This window comes from Streptomyces sp. NBC_00726, from assembly GCF_045161735.1.
In the GTDB taxonomy this organism is placed as follows: domain Bacteria; phylum Actinomycetota; class Actinomycetes; order Streptomycetales; family Streptomycetaceae; genus Streptomyces.
The window spans coordinates 5,007,534-5,024,906 of sequence record NZ_CP108983.1 but is presented as its reverse complement, the minus strand read 5'-3'; the positions used below and the strand labels follow the sequence as shown (position 1 = coordinate 5,024,906).

The window sequence follows — 17,373 nt, the reverse complement described above, 5'->3', positions numbered from 1 at the left end:
GCCCCGGGCTTCCCGGCGCGGGCCGGCTCACCCCTTGTCCAGGTACTCCTCGCGCTCCTTGTCGAGCAGGGCGTCCAGGGCGGTGCGCAGCTCGGGCAGCCGTTCCAGCTCGGGGTCGGCGGCGACGACGGCGACGGCCTCCTGGCGGGCGGCGGCGATGACCTCCTCGTCGTCGATGACGCTGAGGACGCGCAGCGAGGAGCGCACCCCGGACTGGGCCTGGCCGAGCACATCGCCCTCGCGGCGCTGTTCGAGGTCGATACGGGAGAGCTCGAAGCCGTCCAGGGTGGCGGCGACGGCGGAGAGCCGGGCGCGGGCGGGGCTCGCCTCGTGGGCCTCGGTGACCAGCAGGCAGAGTCCGGGGGCGGAGCCGCGGCCGACCCGGCCGCGCAGCTGGTGCAGCTGGGAGACGCCGAAGCGGTCGGCGTCCATGATGACCATCGCGGTGGCGTTGGGGACGTTGACGCCGACCTCGATGACGGTGGTGGCGACCAGGACGTCGACCTCGCCGGCGGCGAAGCGGCGCATCACGTCGTCCTTGTCGTCGGGCTGCATCCTGCCGTGCAGCACTTCGACGCGCAGTCCGTGCAGGGGGCCCTTGGCGAGCTGTCCGGCGATCTCCAGGACGGCGAGCGGGGGGCGCTTGTCGCTTTCCTCCTCCGCTGCCGCCTTCTTCCCCTTCTTCTTTGCGGGGTCGTCCTCGTCGTCGCCGATGCGGGGGCAGACGACGTACGCCTGGTGGCCGTTCTCGGCCTCCTCGCGGACGCGTTCCCAGGCGCGGCTGAGGAAGTGCGGCTTGTCCTTGGCGGGGACGACATGGCTGGCGATGGGCGAGCGGCCGGCCGGGAGCTGGTCGAGTACGGAGGTCTCCAGGTCACCGAAGACGGTCATGGCGACGGTACGGGGAATGGGCGTCGCGGTCATGACGAGGAGGTGGGGCGGTTGCTTCCCCTTGGAGCGGAGGGCGTCGCGCTGCTCGACCCCGAAGCGGTGCTGTTCGTCCACGACGACCAGGCCGAGGTCGTGGAACTTGACCTTGTCCTCGATCAGGGCGTGTGTCCCGATGACGATGCCGGCCTCGCCGGTGACCAGGTCGAGCAGGGCCTGCCGGCGGGCGGCGGTGCCCATGGACCCGGTGAGCAGGACGACCTTGGTGCCCTGGTCGGAGCCCCCCAGCATGCCGCCCTCGGCCAGCTCCCCCATCATCTCGGTGATCGACCGGTGGTGCTGCTGGGCCAGCACCTCGGTGGGCGCGAGCATGGCGGCCTGGCCCTCGGAGTCGACGACGGCGAGCATGGCACGCAACGCAACCATGGTGTTGTGAGTCACGGTGAAGTGATCAGTGACGTACGCATGACTCGCGTCGGTGACGCTGATGCACTGCACGGGCTTGCGTCCGACGTACTCGACCGCACGGATCCCGCGTCGGAAGGTGTTGTACTTCGGCCTCGGGCGCATGCGACGCGCCTTCCGGTCGAGCCGGAACGGGACGTACTCGTCGGGCAATGCGACGGAGACATCGAACGCTGCCTTGCTCGGCAGGACTCGAGCCCGTCCTCCCAGCGAGCGGACCAGCCATGCCACATCGTCGGCCAGCAGCCGGGAGGCAGAACAGAACGACACTCTCAGACCTTGGGCATCCACTGTCCCGTCCGTATCCATGAGCCCTTGCAGGACCGCCAGACGGTTTTTGACCGATGTGTTCTTGAAGGCGAGGGGCAGGAACTTGTCGTGGGAAGTGAGTCCCCAGAGACCGAGCTCACGCAACACGCTGATCACCGGGTTCCGTCGGGTGCCGCCCCTGGGGCCTGCCGGCCCGATGGTGTAGTCGCAGCGCGAGCCGGAAACCGGTGTGACCGCGCAGTCCGGAGCCAGAGTCGAGCGCACGGCAGCCAAAAGCTCCTCGTCGGCCGTCGAAAAGCGCAGGTCGTGCCGGAAGGACCCGTCTCCCAACAGGAGACCGAAGAGGTAGGGGTCGAAAGGCGGTGCCGTGCCATCGAACAGATCCACCGGGGTGGCCACCGGGAGGTACCACTTCGAAGAACCGTTGGCCTCGAACGTATCCGTGCGAATCTCGCGGGTCGTCATGACCTTGGGGGCCTGTCCCCGAACCCAGGCGCAGCTGGTTCCGACGATCCACAGATGTTCGTCATCGCATTCCACGGAGGTGCCGTCGGACAGTACGAGACGCCATACGTCCCGCTCGCCCTGAGGGAAGACACCGCCGACGAAGCTGACCTCACCGCTGGGGAGCACGACCCGGTCTCCCACCGAGATGTCCCCCATCCTCCTGAAGCCGGCAGGCGTCAGGACCAGTGAGTCGAGGGGCTGCGCCTTCCCTGAGCCGACTTCGCCCTGGAGGAGGCGGTGCATCGGGTGCTCGGTGGCGAGGTCGTCGAAGATCTCCCCGGTGACCTTCCGCTGGCCGTCGGTGAGGGTGAACGGCAGCTTCGCGTCGAAGGCGTCCAGGAGGCCGTCGGGGACGGGCCTGCGGGCGACGGCGGGGAGCTGGGTGTCGGCGTACCTGCGGCGGGCCAGGGCGACCTGGAGGACGAACGCCTCGTCCCACTTGAGCCGGTCCCGGGCCGCCGCCACGTCGGCCTTGGTGGCCGGGCGGTGGATCTTGAGCAGGGCCTCGGGCAGCGAGGTGAAACCGCGCCCCTCGCGCAGGGCTTCGGGGAGCGGGTCGACGGCCTCCCGGGCGCTGGGCAGCACCGCGTCGACCGCCTTGGCGATCCGCCAGGAGTCGAGCTGCTTGCAGGCGGGGTAGATCGGCAGCAGCTTGCCCGCGAAGGCGTCCACCGCCTCGGTCGCCCCGGCGTCGTCCGTCGAGGCGGTGTCGAGCAGCTGGTACGTGGGGTGGGCGAGCTGCATCCTGCGGTTGAAGGCGGACACCTTGCCGGCGAACATCGCGCGCCGGCCGGGCAGCAGGTCCTTGTGCGGTTTGTGGACGCCGTGGCCGAAGAAGACGAGCTGAAGGCGGCCGTGGCCGTCGGTGAGGGTCACTTCGAGGCGCTTGCCGCGGCCGCCGTTGAAGGTGAGCACGCGGGCGTCGGCGACCTGGGCGACGACCGTGACGTGCTCGTCCAGCGGGAGGTCGGTCAGCGCCGTGAGCCGGCCGCGCTCCTCGTACCGGCGCGGGTAGTGATGGAGGAGATCACCGACGGTGTGCAGGTCGAGGTGTTCGGCCATCACCTTCGCGGTGGGCCCGCCGAGCAGCTTCTTGAGGGGTTCTTCGAACGCAGACACGCGGTCCATTGCACACCACGGCGGTGACAGTTGTCCGTCGGCCGCCGCCCTGGCCCGTCGTCGCGCCGGGTGCTACTCGACGCCGATGAGCAGCGGCGCGCCCTGGTGGCCGCCCCGGTAGGTGGTGGTGTCCACCGCGAGGTGGCCGTCGCGGACGTGCTGTTCCAGGGCTTCGGCCAGCGTGGGCGGGGTGTTCTCGCCCAGGACCAGGGTGACCAGTTCGCCGCCGGCCGCGAGCATCCGGTCCAGCACCTTGCGGGCGGTGCCGGGGACGTCCTGGCCGATGACCGCCACATCGCCGTCGATGAGGCCGAGGACGTCCCCGGCCTGGCAGATGCCCGCCGTGGTCCAGGACTGCCGTTCGGCGACGGCGAGTTCGGCGTAGCGGGTGGCGCCCGCGGCCGAGGTCATCGCGACGACGTCCTCGTCGAAGCTGCGGTCCGGCTCGTGGACGGCGAGGGCCGCGATGCCCTGGACGGCGGCCCGGGTCGGGATGACGGCGACCCGGACGCCCTGGGCCCTGGCCTGTTCGGCGGCGGCGGCCGCGGTGTGGCGCAGGTCCGCGTCGTTCGGGAGGAGGACCACCTCGCGGGCGTGGGCGCGGCGGACGGCGTCGGCCAGTTCGCCGCTGGCGGGGGGTTCGCCGGGCCGGGCGAGCACGGTGGTCGCGCCGGCCTCCCGGCAGAGGGCGGCGAGTCCGTCGCCCGGGACGACCACGACGACCGCGCGCCGGGCGGGCTCGGGGCGGGCCCGGGCGCGGTCGGCGGCGAAGTGGGTGATGCGGATGCGGTACGGGCGGCCGGCCTCGACGCCCGCCTCGACCGCGGCGCCGGCGTCGTCCACATGGACGTGGACGTTCCACAGCCCGTCGCCGCCGACCACCACCAGGGAGTCGCCGAGGGCGTCCAGCCGGGCGCGCAGCCGCTCGACGGCTTCGTCGTCCGCTTCCAGCAGGTAGATCACCTCGAAGGCGGGGCCGCCCGCCTCCCCGTCGTCGCCGGCCGGGCACTCCGGGTCGTCGCCGCCGGCCGGGACGAACGGGACGGGGGCCTCGTACGGCCGCTCCGGACCGCGTCCCGAGACGGCTTCGACCAGGGCGCCGAGCAGGGTGACCAGGCCGCGCCCGCCGGCGTCGACCACCCCGGCCCTGGCGAGGGCGGGGAGCTGTCCGGGGGTCGCGTCCAGCGCGGCGCGGGCGCCCTCGTAGGCGGCCCGGGCCACCTCGGCCGTGTCCGCGCCGGGGGCGGCCTGTCCGGCGGCGGCCGCGGCCCGGTCCGCGACGGTGAGGACGGTGCCCTCGACGGGGTGGGCGACGGCTTCGCGGGCCCAGGCGGCGGCCCGGTGGAGGGCGAGGCGCATCCGGTCGCCGCCGGTGCCCTCCGCGAGGACGCCGGCCATGCCGCGCAGGAGCTGGGCGAGGATCGTGCCGGAGTTGCCGCGGGCGCCGATGAGGGCGCCGTGGGCCATGGCGCGTACCGCGTCGGCGGCGGAGGGTACCGAGGTGCCGGTCTCGTGGGCGGCGAAGACCGCTTCGACGGCGGCGGCCGCGGATTCCACGGTCAGGTAGAGATTGGTGCCGGTGTCCCCGTCGGCGACGGGATAGACGTTGATCGCGTCGATCGCCGCCCGCTCCCGGCCGAGCGCTTCGAGGGCCAGGGAGCACCAGCTCCGTACCGCGACGGCATCCGGTTCGTCGGCGGTCTGCGGCACCTCGGGTCCTCCTCGGACGGGACTCGGAACGGGGACTCGTGACGGGGGCGGGGCGGCTGGCTGCACCGCAGGTTAGCCCCGGTCGGAGGGTGCGGGCGGTCCGGGGGCGGGCAGGGCGGGGGTGGAAGACATGGTAGTTTCGTATCTCCGGAGCAGGCGTTGTATGCTGCTTCGGTTGCCCGACGAGAGTCGGGACATTCCCCCGGTACCGCCACTTCAGTTCTTGAATCCGGCGTACCGGAATTCACTGTAAGTGCATCTGAAGTCTTTGGAGTGACCCGTGGCTGCCAACTGCGACGTTTGCGGCAAGGGGCCGAGCTTCGGCAACAACATTTCGCACTCGCACCGCCGTACGTCCCGTCGCTGGAACCCCAACATCCAGCGCGTGCGTGCCGTGGTCGGTCGGACGCCGAAGCGGCTCAACGTCTGCACCTCGTGCATCAAGGCCGGCAAGGTCGCGCGCTGACGTTCCCGTCGTAGCGCAGCCCTACCGGTTGCCCGAAAAGCCGGTCCACCTCGGTGGACCGGCTTTTTGCTGTGCCCGTACGGGGCCGTGCCTCCCGGTCAGCCCGCGTCGCGCAGCCGCCAGCCGTGGCGGACCGGGCCGATGCCCGTGCCCAGCGGGAAGCCCGCCGCGATCGCCCCGGTGACATAAGCCTTCGCGGCCCGGACCGCCTCCGGCACCCCGGCGCCCCGCGCCAGGTGGCTCGCGATGGCGGAGGCCAGGGTGCAGCCGGTGCCGTGGGTGTGCCGGTTGTCGTGGCGGGGGGCGCGCAGCCAGTGCTCCTCGCTGCCGTCGGTGAGCAGGTCGACGGGCTCGCCGGGCAGGTGGCCGCCCTTGATCACGACCCAGCGGGGTCCGAAGGCGAGCAGCGCGCCGGCGGCCCGGCGCATCCCGGCCTCGTCGGTGACGGCGATGCCCGTGAGCTGCGCCACCTCGTCCAGGTTGGGCGTCGCCACGGTCGCGACGGGGAGCAGCTTCGTACGGACGGATTCCAGGGCGTCGGCGGCGAGGAGCGGGTCGCCGTGCTTGGAGACGCCGACGGGGTCCACGACGACGGGCGCCGCGGTGTCCGCGAGGAGTTCCGCGACGGTCTCCACGAGCGGGGCGGAGGCCAGCATCCCGGTCTTGACTGCGTCGACGCCGATGTCGTCCACGACGCTGCGGTACTGGGCGCGGACCGCCTCGGGGGGCAGCTCCCAGGCGCCCTGGACGCCGCGGGAGTTCTGCGCGGTGACGGCGGTGAGCACGCTCATCCCGTGCGTGCCCAGGGCGAGCATCGTCTTGAGGTCGGCCTGGATGCCCGCACCGCCGCCGGAATCGGATCCGGCGACGGTGAGCACGCGGGGCGGTACGGGGGTGGTTATCGGCATACGCCGCAATCTACTAGGGCGTGTCCGGGCAGAGGCTAGGCGTCCTCGATGTCGGCGAAGTGGTCCCAGCCGTTCTTGCTGGTCCAGGGCGCTCCGTCGACGGTCACCTGGGGCAGCGCCGAGGGGTTGAGGACCTCGCCGATCACCTTCCAGCGGGCCGGGAGCTTCACGTCGGGCGGGAAGGTGGCGACGATGGCGTGGTCCTCGCCACCGGTCAGCACCCACTGCATGGGGTCGACGCCGACGGCCTGCCCGATGTCCGACATCTGGGACGGCACGTCGATGAGCCCGGACCGCAGGTCGATGCGGACCTTGCTGGCCTCGGCGATGTGCCCGAGGTCGGCGACGAGCCCGTCGCTGACGTCGGTCATGGCGGTGGCGCCGAGCCCGGCGGCGGCGGGGCCCGCGTGGTACGGCGGTTCGGGGCGGCGGTGGGCCTCCACGAAGGCGCGCGGGGAGCGGAAGCCCCGGGAGAGCACGGCGTATCCGGCGGCGGACCAGCCGAGCCAGCCGGTGACGGCGACGACGTCCCCGGGCTGGGCGCCGGCCCGGGTGACGGGTTCGTGGTTGCGCAGGTCGCCGAGCGCGGTGATCGAGACGGTGATGAGGTCGCCGCGCACGACGTCCCCGCCGACCACGGCCGCCCCCGCGACCTGGCACTCGTCGCGCAGTCCGTCCATCAGCTCGGCGGCCCAGGTGACCGGGAGTTCGGCGGGGACGACGAGGCCGAGCAGGAGCGCGGTGGGCACGGCGCCCATGGCGGCGATGTCGGCGAGGTTCTGCGCGGCGGCCTTGCGGCCCACGTCGTACGCCGTCGACCAGTCGCGCCGGAAGTGCCGTCCCTCCAGCAGGATGTCCGTGCTGGCCACGACCCTGCGGTCGGGGGCGGTCACGACCGCGGCGTCGTCGCCCGGGCCGAGCCGGACCGCCGGAGTGGTGGTGAGCCGGGACGTGAGCTCCTTGATGAGCCCGAACTCCCCCAACTCGCCCACGGTTGCCTTCACCGAGTGTCACCTCTCATCTGTCGGGCCGGACGCTCCGGCCTGTCCCCCGTGCGCGCCGCCCCACTCGCGGTCGCGTGCGGTCTCTGCTGTCGGTACTGTCAAGAGTTACGTCAACTTGCGCGTTGTGTACGCCACGCTGAGGACGTCATCCGGCCCGCGGGTCTCCCCGCTCCGCGCGGCGACGCGATAACGTGGCGTCCCTTTCCCCCACATGATCCTCGTGGCCGCCCTGGAGGTTCCGTGGTACAGGCGTACATCCTCATTCAGACCGAGGTGGGCAAGGCGTCGACCGTCGCCGAGACCATCTCCAAGCTCCCGGGAGTCATCCAGGCAGAAGACGTCACCGGTCCCTACGACGTGATCGTGCGTGCCCAGGCCGACACGGTGGACGAACTCGGGCGCATGGTGGTGGCGCGGGTCCAGCAAGTGGACGGCATCACCCGAACCCTGACCTGCCCGGTCGTTCACCTCTAGCCCCCGTCTACGCTGGGCCGGTGACGTCCTCCAGCCGCCGGCTCCCGCACCCCGTGTTCCTCGGTCCGTCCGCCGCCCTGATGCTGCTGGTGGCGGGCTGTTCCGGGGGCGGGGCGACGGCGTCGGTCACGGCGCCCTCCCCGTCCCCGGAAGCCGCAGCCTACTGCCGCGCGCTGGACGGGGAACTGCCGGACACCGTCGGCGGTCTGGAGCGGAACGACCCCGAACCCGCCTCGGTGCTGACCGCCGGGTGGGGGGACGGGGCGATCGTACTGCGCTGCGGTGTGGAACGCCCCACGAAGATGGACGACGACCAGTCGAAGGGCATCACCGCGAGCGGGGTCAACTGGATGCTGGAGCAGCGGGACGGCGACGGCCCCCGGCTCACCACGACCCTGCGCAAGACGTATGTCGAGGTGTCGCTCTCGGAGGCGTACGCACATGACACGACGCCGCTCGCGGCGTTCGCCCCGGCGGTGAAGAAGACGATCCCGAACCGGTTCTAGGGCGTGTCCGGAAAGTCCCGTCGTACGCCCGGAGGGCGTGGCCCGCGGCGCATGGTGCGTGCTCTCGGCGTGCCGGCCGCAATCCCTCGTACTGGATGTACTTGGGATTTCGGCCGGTGCGGCGAGAGTGCGTGCCAGGCGTCGCGGGCCAGACGGGACTTTCCGGACACGCCCTAGGGTGTGCGCACCTCGCGGGCGCACACCCCTTCGCCGTGTTCCGCCGGGTCAGCGCAGGCCGGTCGGGCGGGTCAGCGCGGCCTGGATGAGCCGGTCCACCAGCTGCTGGTAGCTGACGCCGCTCTCCTGCCACATGCGCGGGTACATGGAGATCGGGGTGAAGCCCGGCAGGGTGTTGATCTCGTTGATGACGAAGCCGCCGTCCTCGGTGAGGAAGAAGTCGGCGCGCACCAGGCCCTCGCAGGAGCAGGCGTCGAAGGCTTCGACGGCGAGCCGCTGGACCTCTGCGGTCTGTTCCCCGGTGAGCGGCGCGGGCACGATCCCGGAGGCGGAGTCGATGTACTTGGCCTCGAAGTCGTAGAAGTCGTGCGCGGTGACCGGCGGGATCTCGGCCGGCACGCTGGCGCGCGGCCCGTCCTCGAACTCCAGGACGCCGCACTCGATCTCGCGGCCCCTGAGCAGCGACTCGACCAGGAACTTCGGGTCGTGGCGGCGGGCCTCCGCGATGGCCGCGTCGAGACCGGAGGCGTCCTCGACCTTGGTGATGCCGATGGACGAGCCGGCCCGGGCCGGCTTGATGAAGAGCGGCCAGCCGTGCTCGGCGGCGAAGCCGGTGATGCGCTCGCGGGCGGCGGCCGGGTCGCTCTCCCACTCACGGGGGCGGACCACGAGATACGGGCCGACGGGGAGCCCGAAGGAGGTGAAGACCCGCTTCATGTACTCCTTGTCCTGGCCGACGGCCGAGGCGAGGACCCCGGCGCCGACGTACGGCACACCGGACAGCTCCAGGAGTCCCTGGAGGGTGCCGTCCTCGCCGTACGGGCCGTGCAGGACGGGGAAGACGACGTCGACCTCGCCGAGCGCCTTGGGCACCGCACCGGGCTCGGTGTAGACCACTTCGCGGCTGCCGGGGTCGACGGAGAGCACGACCCCGCCCTCCTCGGACTCGGCCAGCTGCGCCACGTCCGGCATGGTCCGGTCGGCGATGGCCATGCGTTCGGGTTCGTCGGCGGTGAGCGCCCAGCGGCCGTCCGTCGTGATGCCGATCGGCAGGACGTCGTACTTGGTCCGGTCGATGGCGTTCAGGACGGCGCCGGCCGTGACCACCGAAATGCCGTGTTCGGAGCTGCGGCCGCCGAACACGACGGCCACGCGCGGCTTGCGGAGCTGCTGCTCCGGGCTCTGGGGGAGGTTCTCGCTGCTCATATCGCGATGAGCGTACCTGCTGGTACCGGTGGCGTCAGCGCGGCACGGGCCGCCCGGGGCGGGCTGTCAGTGCCGCTCGGGCTTGGCACTGCGCGACATGAGCTCCTTGAGCGCGACGAGCGGCGGCTTGCCCTGGTGGACGATGCTGACGACCGTCTCGGCGATGGGCATGTCGACACCGTGCCGACGGGCCAGGTCGAGCACCGATTCGCACGACTTCACGCCCTCGGCGGTCTGCTTGGTGACGGCGATGGTCTCCTCAAGCGTCATCCCGCGGCCGAGGTTCATGCCGAAGGTGTGGTTGCGCGAGAGCGGCGAGGAGCAGGTCGCCACCAGGTCGCCGAGACCGGCGAGTCCGGAGAAGGTCAGCGGGTCGGCGCCCATGGCGAGGCCGAGCCGGGTGGTCTCGGCGATGCCCCGGGTGATGAGCGAGCCCTTGGCGTTGTCGCCGAGCCCCATGCCGTCGGCGATGCCGACGGCGAGGCCGATGACGTTCTTGACCGCTCCCCCGAGCTCGCAGCCGACCACGTCGGTGTTGGTGTACGGGCGGAAGTACGGGGTGTGGCAGGCGGCCTGGAGGCGTTTGGCCACCGATTCGTCCCGGCAGGCGACGACGGCCGCGGCGGGGAGGCGTTCGGCGATGGGCCTGGCGAGGTTGGGTCCCGTGATGACGGCGATGCGGTCGTCGGAGACCCCGGTGACGTCCTTGATGACCTCGCTCATCCGCTTCGCGGTGCCGAGTTCGACGCCCTTCATGAGGGAGACGAGCACCGTCTGCGGTTCCAGGTGCGGGGCCCAGTCGGCGAGGTTGGCGCGCAGCGTCTGGGAGGGCACGACGAGCACCGCGTAGTCGGCGCCGCGCAGCGCCTCGGCCGCGTCGGTGGTGGCCCGGACCGAGTCGGGCAGCTCGATGCCCGGCAGGTACTCGGGGTTGGTACGGGTGGTGTTGACGGCCTCCGCGACCTCGGCCCGGCGGCCCCAGAGCGTCACTTCGCAGCCCGCGTCCGCGAGGACGACGGCGAAGGCGGTACCCCAGGAGCCGGTTCCGAAGACGGCGGCCTTCGGGCGGTGCGTCACGTGCGTCCCTCTCCTTGGGCCTTGCGCCGCTGTTCGGCGCGGGCCTTGCGGTGATCGTAGGGCTCGGCGGGGGCCTGCTGCCCGCGGATCTCCTCCAGCTGCGCGGTGATCGCCCGCATGATCACCTCGGTGGCCTCGCGCAGCACCTCGGGCGTCGGCTCCCGGTCGTAGAACCGGGAGAGATCGACGGGCGGCCCGGCCTTGACCCGAAGGGTCTTGCGGGGCAGGAGACGCATCTTCTTCTCCGTGGCGTACGGCGGCATCGCCTCGTTGGCGCCCCACTGCGCGACCGGGATGACGGGGGCCCGGGTCATCAACGCGACGCGGGCGGCGCCGGTCTTGCCGGCCATCGGCCACATGTCGGGGTCGCGGGTGAGGGTGCCCTCGGGGTAGAAGCAGACGCACTCGCCGCGCTCGATGGCGCCGACGGCGGCCCGGAAGGCGTCCATCGCGTTGGTCGTCTCGCGGTAGACGGGGATCTGGCCGGTGCCGCGCAGCATCGTGCCGATGAAGGCACCCTTGAAGAGCCCCGCCTTGGCCAGAAAGCGCGGTACGCGGCCGGTGTTGTACTGGAAGTGCCCGTACGAGAGCGGGTCCAGGTACGAGTTGTGGTTGACCGCTGTGATGAATCCGCCGTCGGCCGGAATGTGTTCCGTTCCCCGCCAGTCGCGCTTGAACAGAACCACCAGCGGCGGTTTCGCGATGACCGCCGCCAGGCGGTACCAGAAGCCGATTCTGCGGCGGGACACTCGGACACCTTTCCTCTGTGAACAAGACCGTGGAACTGTCTGCTGTCTGACTACCGAGGGTCAAGTCTCGCCCCAGGCCCCTGCTCTGTCGAGAACACCGTACGCCTCGCCCCGGGGAGCGACCCTCCGGGTCGGCGCACCGGCAGGCGAGAATAGGCGGCGATGCGTATCGAGGGAGGGACCGCCACGAACACCGACCCGGGCGGGCGCTGGTCCCTGGTCGTCCCGTTGAAGCCCCTGGCGCGGGCCAAGAGCAGGCTGGCGCCCGCCTCCGGCGCGCTGTTGCGGCCCCGGCTCGCCCTCGCCTTCGCCCGGGACACGGTGGCCGCCGCGCTGTCCTGCCCGGATGTGGCGGATGTGGTGGTCGTCACGGACGACACGGCGGCGGGGGCGGCGCTGGCCGCGCTCGGCGCCCTGGTGGTGCCCGATGCGCCGGGGGCGGGGCTCAACGCGGCCCTCGCGCACGGTGAGCGGGCGGCCAGGGCGGGCAGGCCGGGGGCGCCGCTGGCCGCGCTCAACGCGGATCTGCCCGCGCTGCGGCCGGCGGAATTGTCCCGGGTTCTCGAATTCGCCGCCGCTTTTCCCCGCGCATTTGTTCCCGATGCGGCGGGAATCGGGACGACATTTCTGTCGGCTGCGCCGGGAGTGGAATTGCAGCCCGCATTCGGCGGCCCGTCCCGGGTGCACCATCTGGCGTCGGGCGCGGTGGAAATCACGCTGCCGGGGATCGATTCGGTGCGCCGGGACGTGGACACCGGCGAGGATCTGCGGGTGGCACTGGAGCTGGGCGTCGGCCCGTTCACGGCGGGCCGCTGGGCCGCCGGGGCGTTCGTACGGGACCGATAGTCTGCACCCATGCAGGCGACCTCGTACACGTACGACCCCGAGACGCGGAGCGGCAGTGTGCTGCTCGACGACGGCACCCCGGTGGACTTCGACGCGGCGGCCTTCGACGCGGGCGGCCTGCGGCTGCTGCGGCCGGGGCAGCGGGTGCGGATCGAGGGCGAGGGCGAGGGGGCCGGGCTGCGGATCAGCCTGGTGACGCTTCAGACGTTCTGAGTCTGCTGGGCCTGCTGGGCCTGCTGGGCCTTTTGAGGCTTCTGCGGGGGCGCGTGCCCCGGACAGCCCGCGGGCCGGGCTCCCCGGAGGGAGCCCGGCCCGGCGCGTGTGGGGGCCTGTGCGGCCCGGTCTCACTTCTTGCGCGCGGTGGCCTTCTTGGCCGTGGTCTTGCGCGCGGTGGTCTTCTTCGCGGGTGCCTTCTTCGCCGTGGTCTTCTTGGCGGGCGCGGTCTTGGCGGCGGTGGTCTTCTTGGCCGCCGTCGACTTCGCCGCCGGGGTGGCCTTCTTCGCGGCGGTGGTCTTCTTCGCCGGCGAGGTCTTCTTCGCGGTGGTCTTCTTGGCCGCGGCGGTGGTCTTCTTCGCCGGGGTGGCCTTCTTGGCGGTGGCCTTCTTCGCCACGGCCTTCTTCGCGGTGGCCTTCTTGGCGGCGGCCTTGGCCGTCGTACGGGTGGAAGAGCCGCCGGAGAGGCTGCCCTTGGGGGCCTTCTTCACGGCCACGTCGTTCTTGGGGAGCTTCTTGGAGCCGCTGACCAGGTCCTTGAAGCCCTGGCCCGCGCGGAAGCGGGGCACCGAGGTCTTCTTGACCCGCACGCGCTCACCCGTCTGAGGGTTACGGGCGTAGCGGGCGGGGCGGTCGACCTTCTCGAACGAGCCGAAGCCGGTGACCGAGACCCGGTCCCCCGCGACAACCGCACGGACGATCGCGTCGAGCACCGCGTCGACGGCGTCCGCGGCCTGCTGCCGACCGCCGACCTTGTCGGCAATCGCTTCTACGAGCTGCGCCTTGTTCACGTCTTCCCCTTCGGAGACATTGCCGGAACGAATCTGTCCGGCTTTTTCGCACGTTAGGCAGATATATACCGCAAATCAAACACGAAACGGGCTAATCACCCTAGTGCCGCAACGAAGTCGACCGCTGCGCAGTTCTGCGGAGTCAGTCACCTTCGGGGAATCGGCCCTCGTCGAGGTCCTTCATCAACCGGTCCAGACGCCTTGCCGCGCCCGGGAGATCGTGCTTCGCCGCGGCCGTCACGGCCAACAGCTTCCGGTTCAACGCCATCCTTACGCCGTCCGGGACTTGCAGTGCGCGCACCCGGGAGTGCGCTTCCTTCAATTGGTCGGCGACTTGGCCGTAAATCTTGAGTTGGCTGTCGCGTTCCATGCACCGATTGTGCCATCTGGGGCGAGTTGTCGCCCGACGGGGTCCCAACAAACGACTGCGCCCCCTACCAGAAGGCAGGGGGCGCAGTCCCGAAAACGCGCTGATCAGGCCGAAATTGTGCGGGGCTTGTGGGCCGGCCGGGCCGCCTCGTAAGCCGCGATGTCGGCTTCGTTCTGAAGGGTGAGGCTGATGTCGTCCAGGCCGTTCAGCAGCCGCCAGCGGGCGTTCTCGTCCAGCTCGAAGTCGGCGGTGATGCCCTCGGCGCGGACCTGCCGGGCCTCCAGGTCGACCGTCACCTCGGCCGTCGGGTCCGCCTCCGTCAGCTCCCAGAGGGCGTCGACGGTCTGCTGGTCCAGGACCACGGTCAGCAGACCGTTCTTCAGCGAGTTGCCGCGGAAGATGTCGGCGAACCGGGCGGAGATGACGGCCTTGAAGCCGTAGTTCTGGAGCGCCCAGACGGCGTGTTCGCGGGACGAGCCGGTGCCGAAGTCGGGGCCGGCCACCAGGACCGACGCGCCCTGGCGCTCGGGGCGGTTGAGGACGAAGGTCTCGTCCTTGCGCCACGCCTCGAAGAGGCCGTCCTCGAAGCCGTCCCGGGTGACCTTCTTGAGCCAGTGGGCGGGGATGATCTGGTCGGTGTCGACGTTGCTGCGGCGCAGCGGAACGGCCCGGCCGGTGTGCGTGGTGAAGGCTTCCATGGTTATCGGACTCCGGCGGGCGTACGGGTGTCGGACAGGTCGGCGGGCGAGGCCAGGTGGCCCAGCACCGCGGTGGCGGCGGCCACCTGCGGGGAGACCAGGTGCGTGCGGCCGCCCTTGCCCTGCCGCCCCTCGAAGTTGCGGTTCGAGGTGGAGGCGGAGCGCTCGCCGGGGGCCAGCTGGTCGGGGTTCATGCCGAGGCACATCGAGCAGCCCGCGTGCCGCCATTCGGCGCCGGCGGCGGTGAAGACCTTGTCCAGGCCCTCGTCGACGGCCTGGAGGGCGACCCGGACGGAGCCCGGGACGACCAGCATCCGTACGCCGTCGGCGACTTTGCGGCCGTCCAGGATCGCGGCGGCGTTGCGCAGGTCCTCGATGCGGCCGTTGGTGCAGGAGCCCACGAAGACGGTGTCGACGCTGATCTCGCGCAGCGGCTGGCCCGCGGTCAACCCCATGTACTCCAGGGCCTTTTCGGCGGCGTTGCGCTCCGAGGCGTCCTCGTACGAAGCGGGGTCGGGGACGTTGGCCGACAGGGGCGCGCCCTGGCCGGGGTTGGTGCCCCAGGTGACGAACGGCGCCAGCTCGGCGGCCGCGATGACCACCTCGGCGTCGAAGACCGCGTCGTCGTCGGTGCGCAGCGTCTTCCAGTACGCGACGGCGGCGTCCCAGTCCTCGCCCTGCGGGGCGTGGTCGCGGCCCTTCAGGTAGTCGAAGGTGGTCTCGTCGGGGGCGATCATGCCCGCCCGCGCGCCGGCCTCGATCGACATGTTGCAGATGGTCATCCGGGCCTCCATCGAGAGCTTCTCGATGGCGGAGCCGCGGTATTCGAGGATGTAGCCCTGGCCGCCGCCGGTGCCGATCCGGGCGATGATCGCCAGGATCAGGTCCTTGGCGGTGACGCCGTCGGGCAGTTCGCCGTCGACGGTGATCGCCATGGTCTTCGGGCGGGCCATCGGCAGCGTCTGGGTGGCCAGCACGTGCTCGACCTGGCTGGTGCCGATGCCGAACGCGAGGGCGCCGAACGCGCCGTGCGTGGAGGTGTGGGAGTCACCGCAGACCACGGTGGTGCCGGGCTGGGTCAGGCCCAGCTGCGGGCCGACCACGTGCACGACGCCCTGCTCGACGTCGCCCAGCGGGTGCAGCCGGACGCCGAACTCCGCGCAGTTCTTGCGCAGCGTCTCCAGCTGGGCGCGGGAGACCGGGTCGGCGATCGGCTTGTCGATGTCGAGGGTCGGGGTGTTGTGGTCCTCGGTGGCGATGGTGAGGTCGAGCCGCCGCACCGGGCGGCCGGCCTGCCGCAGGCCGTCGAACGCCTGGGGACTGGTCACCTCGTGCAGCAGGTGCAGATCGATGAAGAGGAGGTCGGGCTCGCCCTCGGCGCGCCGGACGACATGGTCGTCCCAAACCTTCTCCGCGAGTGTCCTACCCATCGCTTTCCCTCCGGCCGGCGTCATCGCCGGCCCAACTAGAGATTCGGTGCGCCCCCGTCCGGACCCCCGTGCGGGGCGGTGGCTACGGGCCGTTGTGGGGCCGCCGGTACAGGTTCGCAACTTCCCGGGAAAATTGAACTTGCGTTTCACAGAGTGAGACGCGAGTATCGTCGTATGGACAACTCTAGCGGCGTCGGCGTTCTCGACAAGGCAGCTCTGGTATTGAGCGCCCTGGAGTCCGGGCCGGCCACCCTCGCCGGGCTGGTCGCGGCGACCGGGCTCGCACGACCCACGGCCCACCGGCTGGCCGTGGCACTGGAACACCACCGGATGGTGGCGAGGGACATGCAGGGCCGGTTCATTCTCGGCCCCCGGCTCTCCGAGCTGGCGGCGGCGGCCGGTGAGGACCGCCTGCTGGCCACGGCCGGGCCGGTGCTCACGCATCTGCGGGACATCACCGGCGAGAGCGCGCAGCTCTATCGCCGGCAGGGCGACATGAGGATCTGCGTGGCGGCGGCGGAGCGGCTGTCCGGGCTGCGGGACACCGTGCCGGTCGGCTCCACGCTGACCATGAAGGCGGGCTCCTCGGCGCAGATCCTGATGGCCTGGGAGGAGCCGGAGCGGCTGCACCGCGGCCTCCAGGGCGCCCGCTTCACGGCGACGGCGCTCTCCGGCGTACGGCGGCGCGGCTGGGCCCAGTCGATCGGTGAGCGCGAGCCGGGCGTGGCCTCGGTCTCGGCCCCGGTGCGCGGCCCGTCGAACCGCGTGGTCGCCGCGGTCTCGGTCTCCGGGCCGATCGAGCGGCTGACCCGGCACCCGGGCCGGATGCACGCCCAGGCGGTCATCGACTCGGCCGCCCGGCTGAGCGAGGCGCTGCGCCGCAGCGGCTGAGCCCCGGCCCCGCGCCTCCCCCTCCCCCGAGGCCGCCCCAGCGTCGTGGCGGCCCCCTTCTCAACACCCCCTTCTCAACACCCCCGCTCGCCTCCCGCTCGGCCCCGCACCGCTTCACCTGGTGCCGGCAGCGCCCGACCGGTGTGCGAGCCGGTCCGCCGCCCGGCGGCCCCGCCCCTCGATCGGCAGCGACCCGGTCGCCGCGGCCAGTCCGTACGCCGGCATATCGGCGTAGATGGACTCGTAGCCGCCCTCGGGCACGATGTAGGTCTCGTGCCACAGCCCCACATGCCGCCGGGACTTCTTCTCCTTGCGGTTGAGCAGCGCCCAGGCCCGCCGGTGGAACATGTCGGGCGCCGAGGCGTACGCGTACAGCTTCTCCTTCGACTGCCAGTACTGGACGACGTAGTACGTCCTCGGTGAGCCGGACAGCAGGACGTGGCCGAGCAGCCCCCTGGCCCGGTCCGCCTTGAGCTCCCGCAGCATGCGCAGCATCGCCAGCATGACCGGCAGCCAGTGGTGCACGCCCCTGAAGTGGTTGATCCGCATGCCGATCAGCAGGACGACGACATCGCCCTCGGCTGCGGCGGTCGTCCGTCCCGGCATGA

Annotated in this window: 18 protein-coding genes; 6 read left to right on the top strand and 12 right to left on the bottom strand. The window is 71.6% G+C overall.

The annotated features are described in order from the left end of the window. Window positions 1-27: 27 nt before the first annotated feature. Window positions 28-3,258, bottom strand: coding sequence for a helicase-related protein (locus OG338_RS22600; RefSeq protein WP_405939054.1), 3,231 nt, complete (start codon window positions 3,256-3,258; stop codon window positions 28-30). 63 nt (window positions 3,259-3,321) lie between these two features. Further along, window positions 3,322-4,959, bottom strand: coding sequence for a DAK2 domain-containing protein (locus OG338_RS22595; RefSeq protein ID WP_405939053.1), 1,638 nt, complete (start codon window positions 4,957-4,959; stop codon window positions 3,322-3,324). A 280-nt stretch (window positions 4,960-5,239) separates the two neighbouring features. On the opposite strand from OG338_RS22595, the gene rpmB reads away from it, so the two are divergent. Further along, window positions 5,240-5,425: a 50S ribosomal protein L28 gene (rpmB, locus tag OG338_RS22590; protein WP_026171429.1), complete on the top strand. Its 186-nt coding sequence runs from the start codon at window positions 5,240-5,242 to the stop codon at window positions 5,423-5,425. Window positions 5,426-5,523: 98 nt separating this feature from the next. Here the strand turns inward: rpmB and thiD are convergent, their stop codons facing one another. After that, the gene (thiD, locus tag OG338_RS22585) at window positions 5,524-6,333 is read right to left on the bottom strand and encodes a bifunctional hydroxymethylpyrimidine kinase/phosphomethylpyrimidine kinase (RefSeq protein WP_405939052.1); all 810 of its coding nucleotides are present in this window, start codon (window positions 6,331-6,333) and stop codon (window positions 5,524-5,526) included. Between the two features lie 35 nt (window positions 6,334-6,368). Further along, window positions 6,369-7,337, bottom strand: a complete 969-nt coding sequence (locus OG338_RS22580; protein WP_405939051.1) for a thiamine-phosphate kinase — start codon at window positions 7,335-7,337, stop codon at window positions 6,369-6,371. 240 nt (window positions 7,338-7,577) lie between these two features. On the opposite strand from OG338_RS22580, the gene OG338_RS22575 reads away from it, so the two are divergent. Beyond that, a complete protein-coding gene (locus tag OG338_RS22575; RefSeq protein WP_361029000.1) occupies window positions 7,578-7,811 on the top strand; it encodes an Lrp/AsnC ligand binding domain-containing protein in 234 nt (77 codons plus the stop codon). Between the two features lie 20 nt (window positions 7,812-7,831). Further along, a complete protein-coding gene (locus tag OG338_RS22570; protein ID WP_405939050.1) occupies window positions 7,832-8,317 on the top strand; it encodes a DUF3515 domain-containing protein in 486 nt (161 codons plus the stop codon). 225 nt (window positions 8,318-8,542) lie between these two features. Here OG338_RS22570 and OG338_RS22565 read toward each other — a convergent pair whose 3' ends face one another. From OG338_RS22565 to OG338_RS22555, 3 genes are all read right to left on the bottom strand, one after another. Then, a complete protein-coding gene (locus OG338_RS22565) occupies window positions 8,543-9,700 on the bottom strand; it encodes a D-alanine--D-alanine ligase family protein (RefSeq protein WP_405939049.1) in 1,158 nt (385 codons plus the stop codon). Between the two features lie 66 nt (window positions 9,701-9,766). Next, window positions 9,767-10,777, bottom strand: a complete 1,011-nt coding sequence (locus OG338_RS22560) for an NAD(P)H-dependent glycerol-3-phosphate dehydrogenase (protein WP_405939048.1) — start codon at window positions 10,775-10,777, stop codon at window positions 9,767-9,769. Next, window positions 10,774-11,526 carry a lysophospholipid acyltransferase family protein gene (locus tag OG338_RS22555; RefSeq protein ID WP_405939047.1) on the bottom strand — a complete coding sequence of 251 codons (753 nt, stop codon included), beginning with the start codon at window positions 11,524-11,526 and terminating at the stop codon, window positions 10,774-10,776. The genes OG338_RS22560 and OG338_RS22555 overlap by 4 nt, the downstream gene beginning before the upstream one ends. Before the next feature lie 162 nt (window positions 11,527-11,688). Here OG338_RS22555 and cofC point away from each other — a divergent pair, with 162 nt between their 5' ends. Next, window positions 11,689-12,372: a 2-phospho-L-lactate guanylyltransferase gene (cofC, locus tag OG338_RS22550; RefSeq protein ID WP_405939046.1), complete on the top strand. Its 684-nt coding sequence runs from the start codon at window positions 11,689-11,691 to the stop codon at window positions 12,370-12,372. A 9-nt stretch (window positions 12,373-12,381) separates the two neighbouring features. Further along, window positions 12,382-12,585 (top strand): hypothetical protein, encoded by a 204-nt coding sequence (locus OG338_RS22545; RefSeq protein WP_018102423.1) that lies wholly within the window; start codon window positions 12,382-12,384, stop codon window positions 12,583-12,585. Between the two features lie 131 nt (window positions 12,586-12,716). On the opposite strand, the gene OG338_RS22540 is transcribed toward OG338_RS22545, so the two are convergent. The 4 genes from OG338_RS22540 to leuC form a co-directional block, all read right to left on the bottom strand. Beyond that, complete coding sequence (locus OG338_RS22540) at window positions 12,717-13,376, bottom strand: HU family DNA-binding protein (RefSeq protein WP_405939045.1); 660 nt, start codon at window positions 13,374-13,376, stop codon at window positions 12,717-12,719. 142 nt (window positions 13,377-13,518) lie between these two features. Next, a complete protein-coding gene (locus tag OG338_RS22535) occupies window positions 13,519-13,746 on the bottom strand; it encodes a hypothetical protein (RefSeq protein WP_405939044.1) in 228 nt (75 codons plus the stop codon). A gap of 104 nt (window positions 13,747-13,850) precedes the next feature. Further along, complete coding sequence (leuD, locus tag OG338_RS22530; RefSeq protein WP_405939043.1) at window positions 13,851-14,444, bottom strand: 3-isopropylmalate dehydratase small subunit; 594 nt, start codon at window positions 14,442-14,444, stop codon at window positions 13,851-13,853. 2 nt (window positions 14,445-14,446) lie between these two features. Continuing rightward, the gene (gene leuC / locus OG338_RS22525) at window positions 14,447-15,874 is read right to left on the bottom strand and encodes a 3-isopropylmalate dehydratase large subunit (protein ID WP_405939042.1); all 1,428 of its coding nucleotides are present in this window, start codon (window positions 15,872-15,874) and stop codon (window positions 14,447-14,449) included. A 174-nt stretch (window positions 15,875-16,048) separates the two neighbouring features. Between leuC and ndgR the strand changes: the two genes are divergently transcribed. Then, window positions 16,049-16,765: an IclR family transcriptional regulator NdgR gene (gene ndgR / locus OG338_RS22520; RefSeq protein ID WP_026237628.1), complete on the top strand. Its 717-nt coding sequence runs from the start codon at window positions 16,049-16,051 to the stop codon at window positions 16,763-16,765. A 114-nt stretch (window positions 16,766-16,879) separates the two neighbouring features. Here ndgR and OG338_RS22515 read toward each other — a convergent pair whose 3' ends face one another. Beyond that, window positions 16,880-17,371: a DUF4188 domain-containing protein gene (locus OG338_RS22515; RefSeq protein ID WP_405940501.1), complete on the bottom strand. Its 492-nt coding sequence runs from the start codon at window positions 17,369-17,371 to the stop codon at window positions 16,880-16,882. Window positions 17,372-17,373 lie beyond the last annotated feature (2 nt).

Coding starts and splice junctions, on each gene's coding strand:
- leuD (WP_405939043.1), bottom strand. CDS start 14,444: ATGGAAGCCTTCACCACGCACACCGGCCGGGCCGTTCCGCTGCGCCGC.
- OG338_RS22545 (WP_018102423.1), top strand. CDS start 12,382: ATGCAGGCGACCTCGTACACGTACGACCCCGAGACGCGGAGCGGCAGT.
- leuC (WP_405939042.1), bottom strand. CDS start 15,874: ATGGGTAGGACACTCGCGGAGAAGGTTTGGGACGACCATGTCGTCCGG.
- cofC (WP_405939046.1), top strand. CDS start 11,689: ATGCGTATCGAGGGAGGGACCGCCACGAACACCGACCCGGGCGGGCGC.
- thiD (WP_405939052.1), bottom strand. CDS start 6,333: ATGCCGATAACCACCCCCGTACCGCCCCGCGTGCTCACCGTCGCCGGA.
- OG338_RS22535 (WP_405939044.1), bottom strand. CDS start 13,746: ATGGAACGCGACAGCCAACTCAAGATTTACGGCCAAGTCGCCGACCAA.
- ndgR (WP_026237628.1), top strand. CDS start 16,049: ATGGACAACTCTAGCGGCGTCGGCGTTCTCGACAAGGCAGCTCTGGTA.
- OG338_RS22565 (WP_405939049.1), bottom strand. CDS start 9,700: ATGAGCAGCGAGAACCTCCCCCAGAGCCCGGAGCAGCAGCTCCGCAAG.
- OG338_RS22600 (WP_405939054.1), bottom strand. CDS start 3,258: ATGGACCGCGTGTCTGCGTTCGAAGAACCCCTCAAGAAGCTGCTCGGC.
- OG338_RS22515 (WP_405940501.1), bottom strand. CDS start 17,371: ATGCCGGGACGGACGACCGCCGCAGCCGAGGGCGATGTCGTCGTCCTG.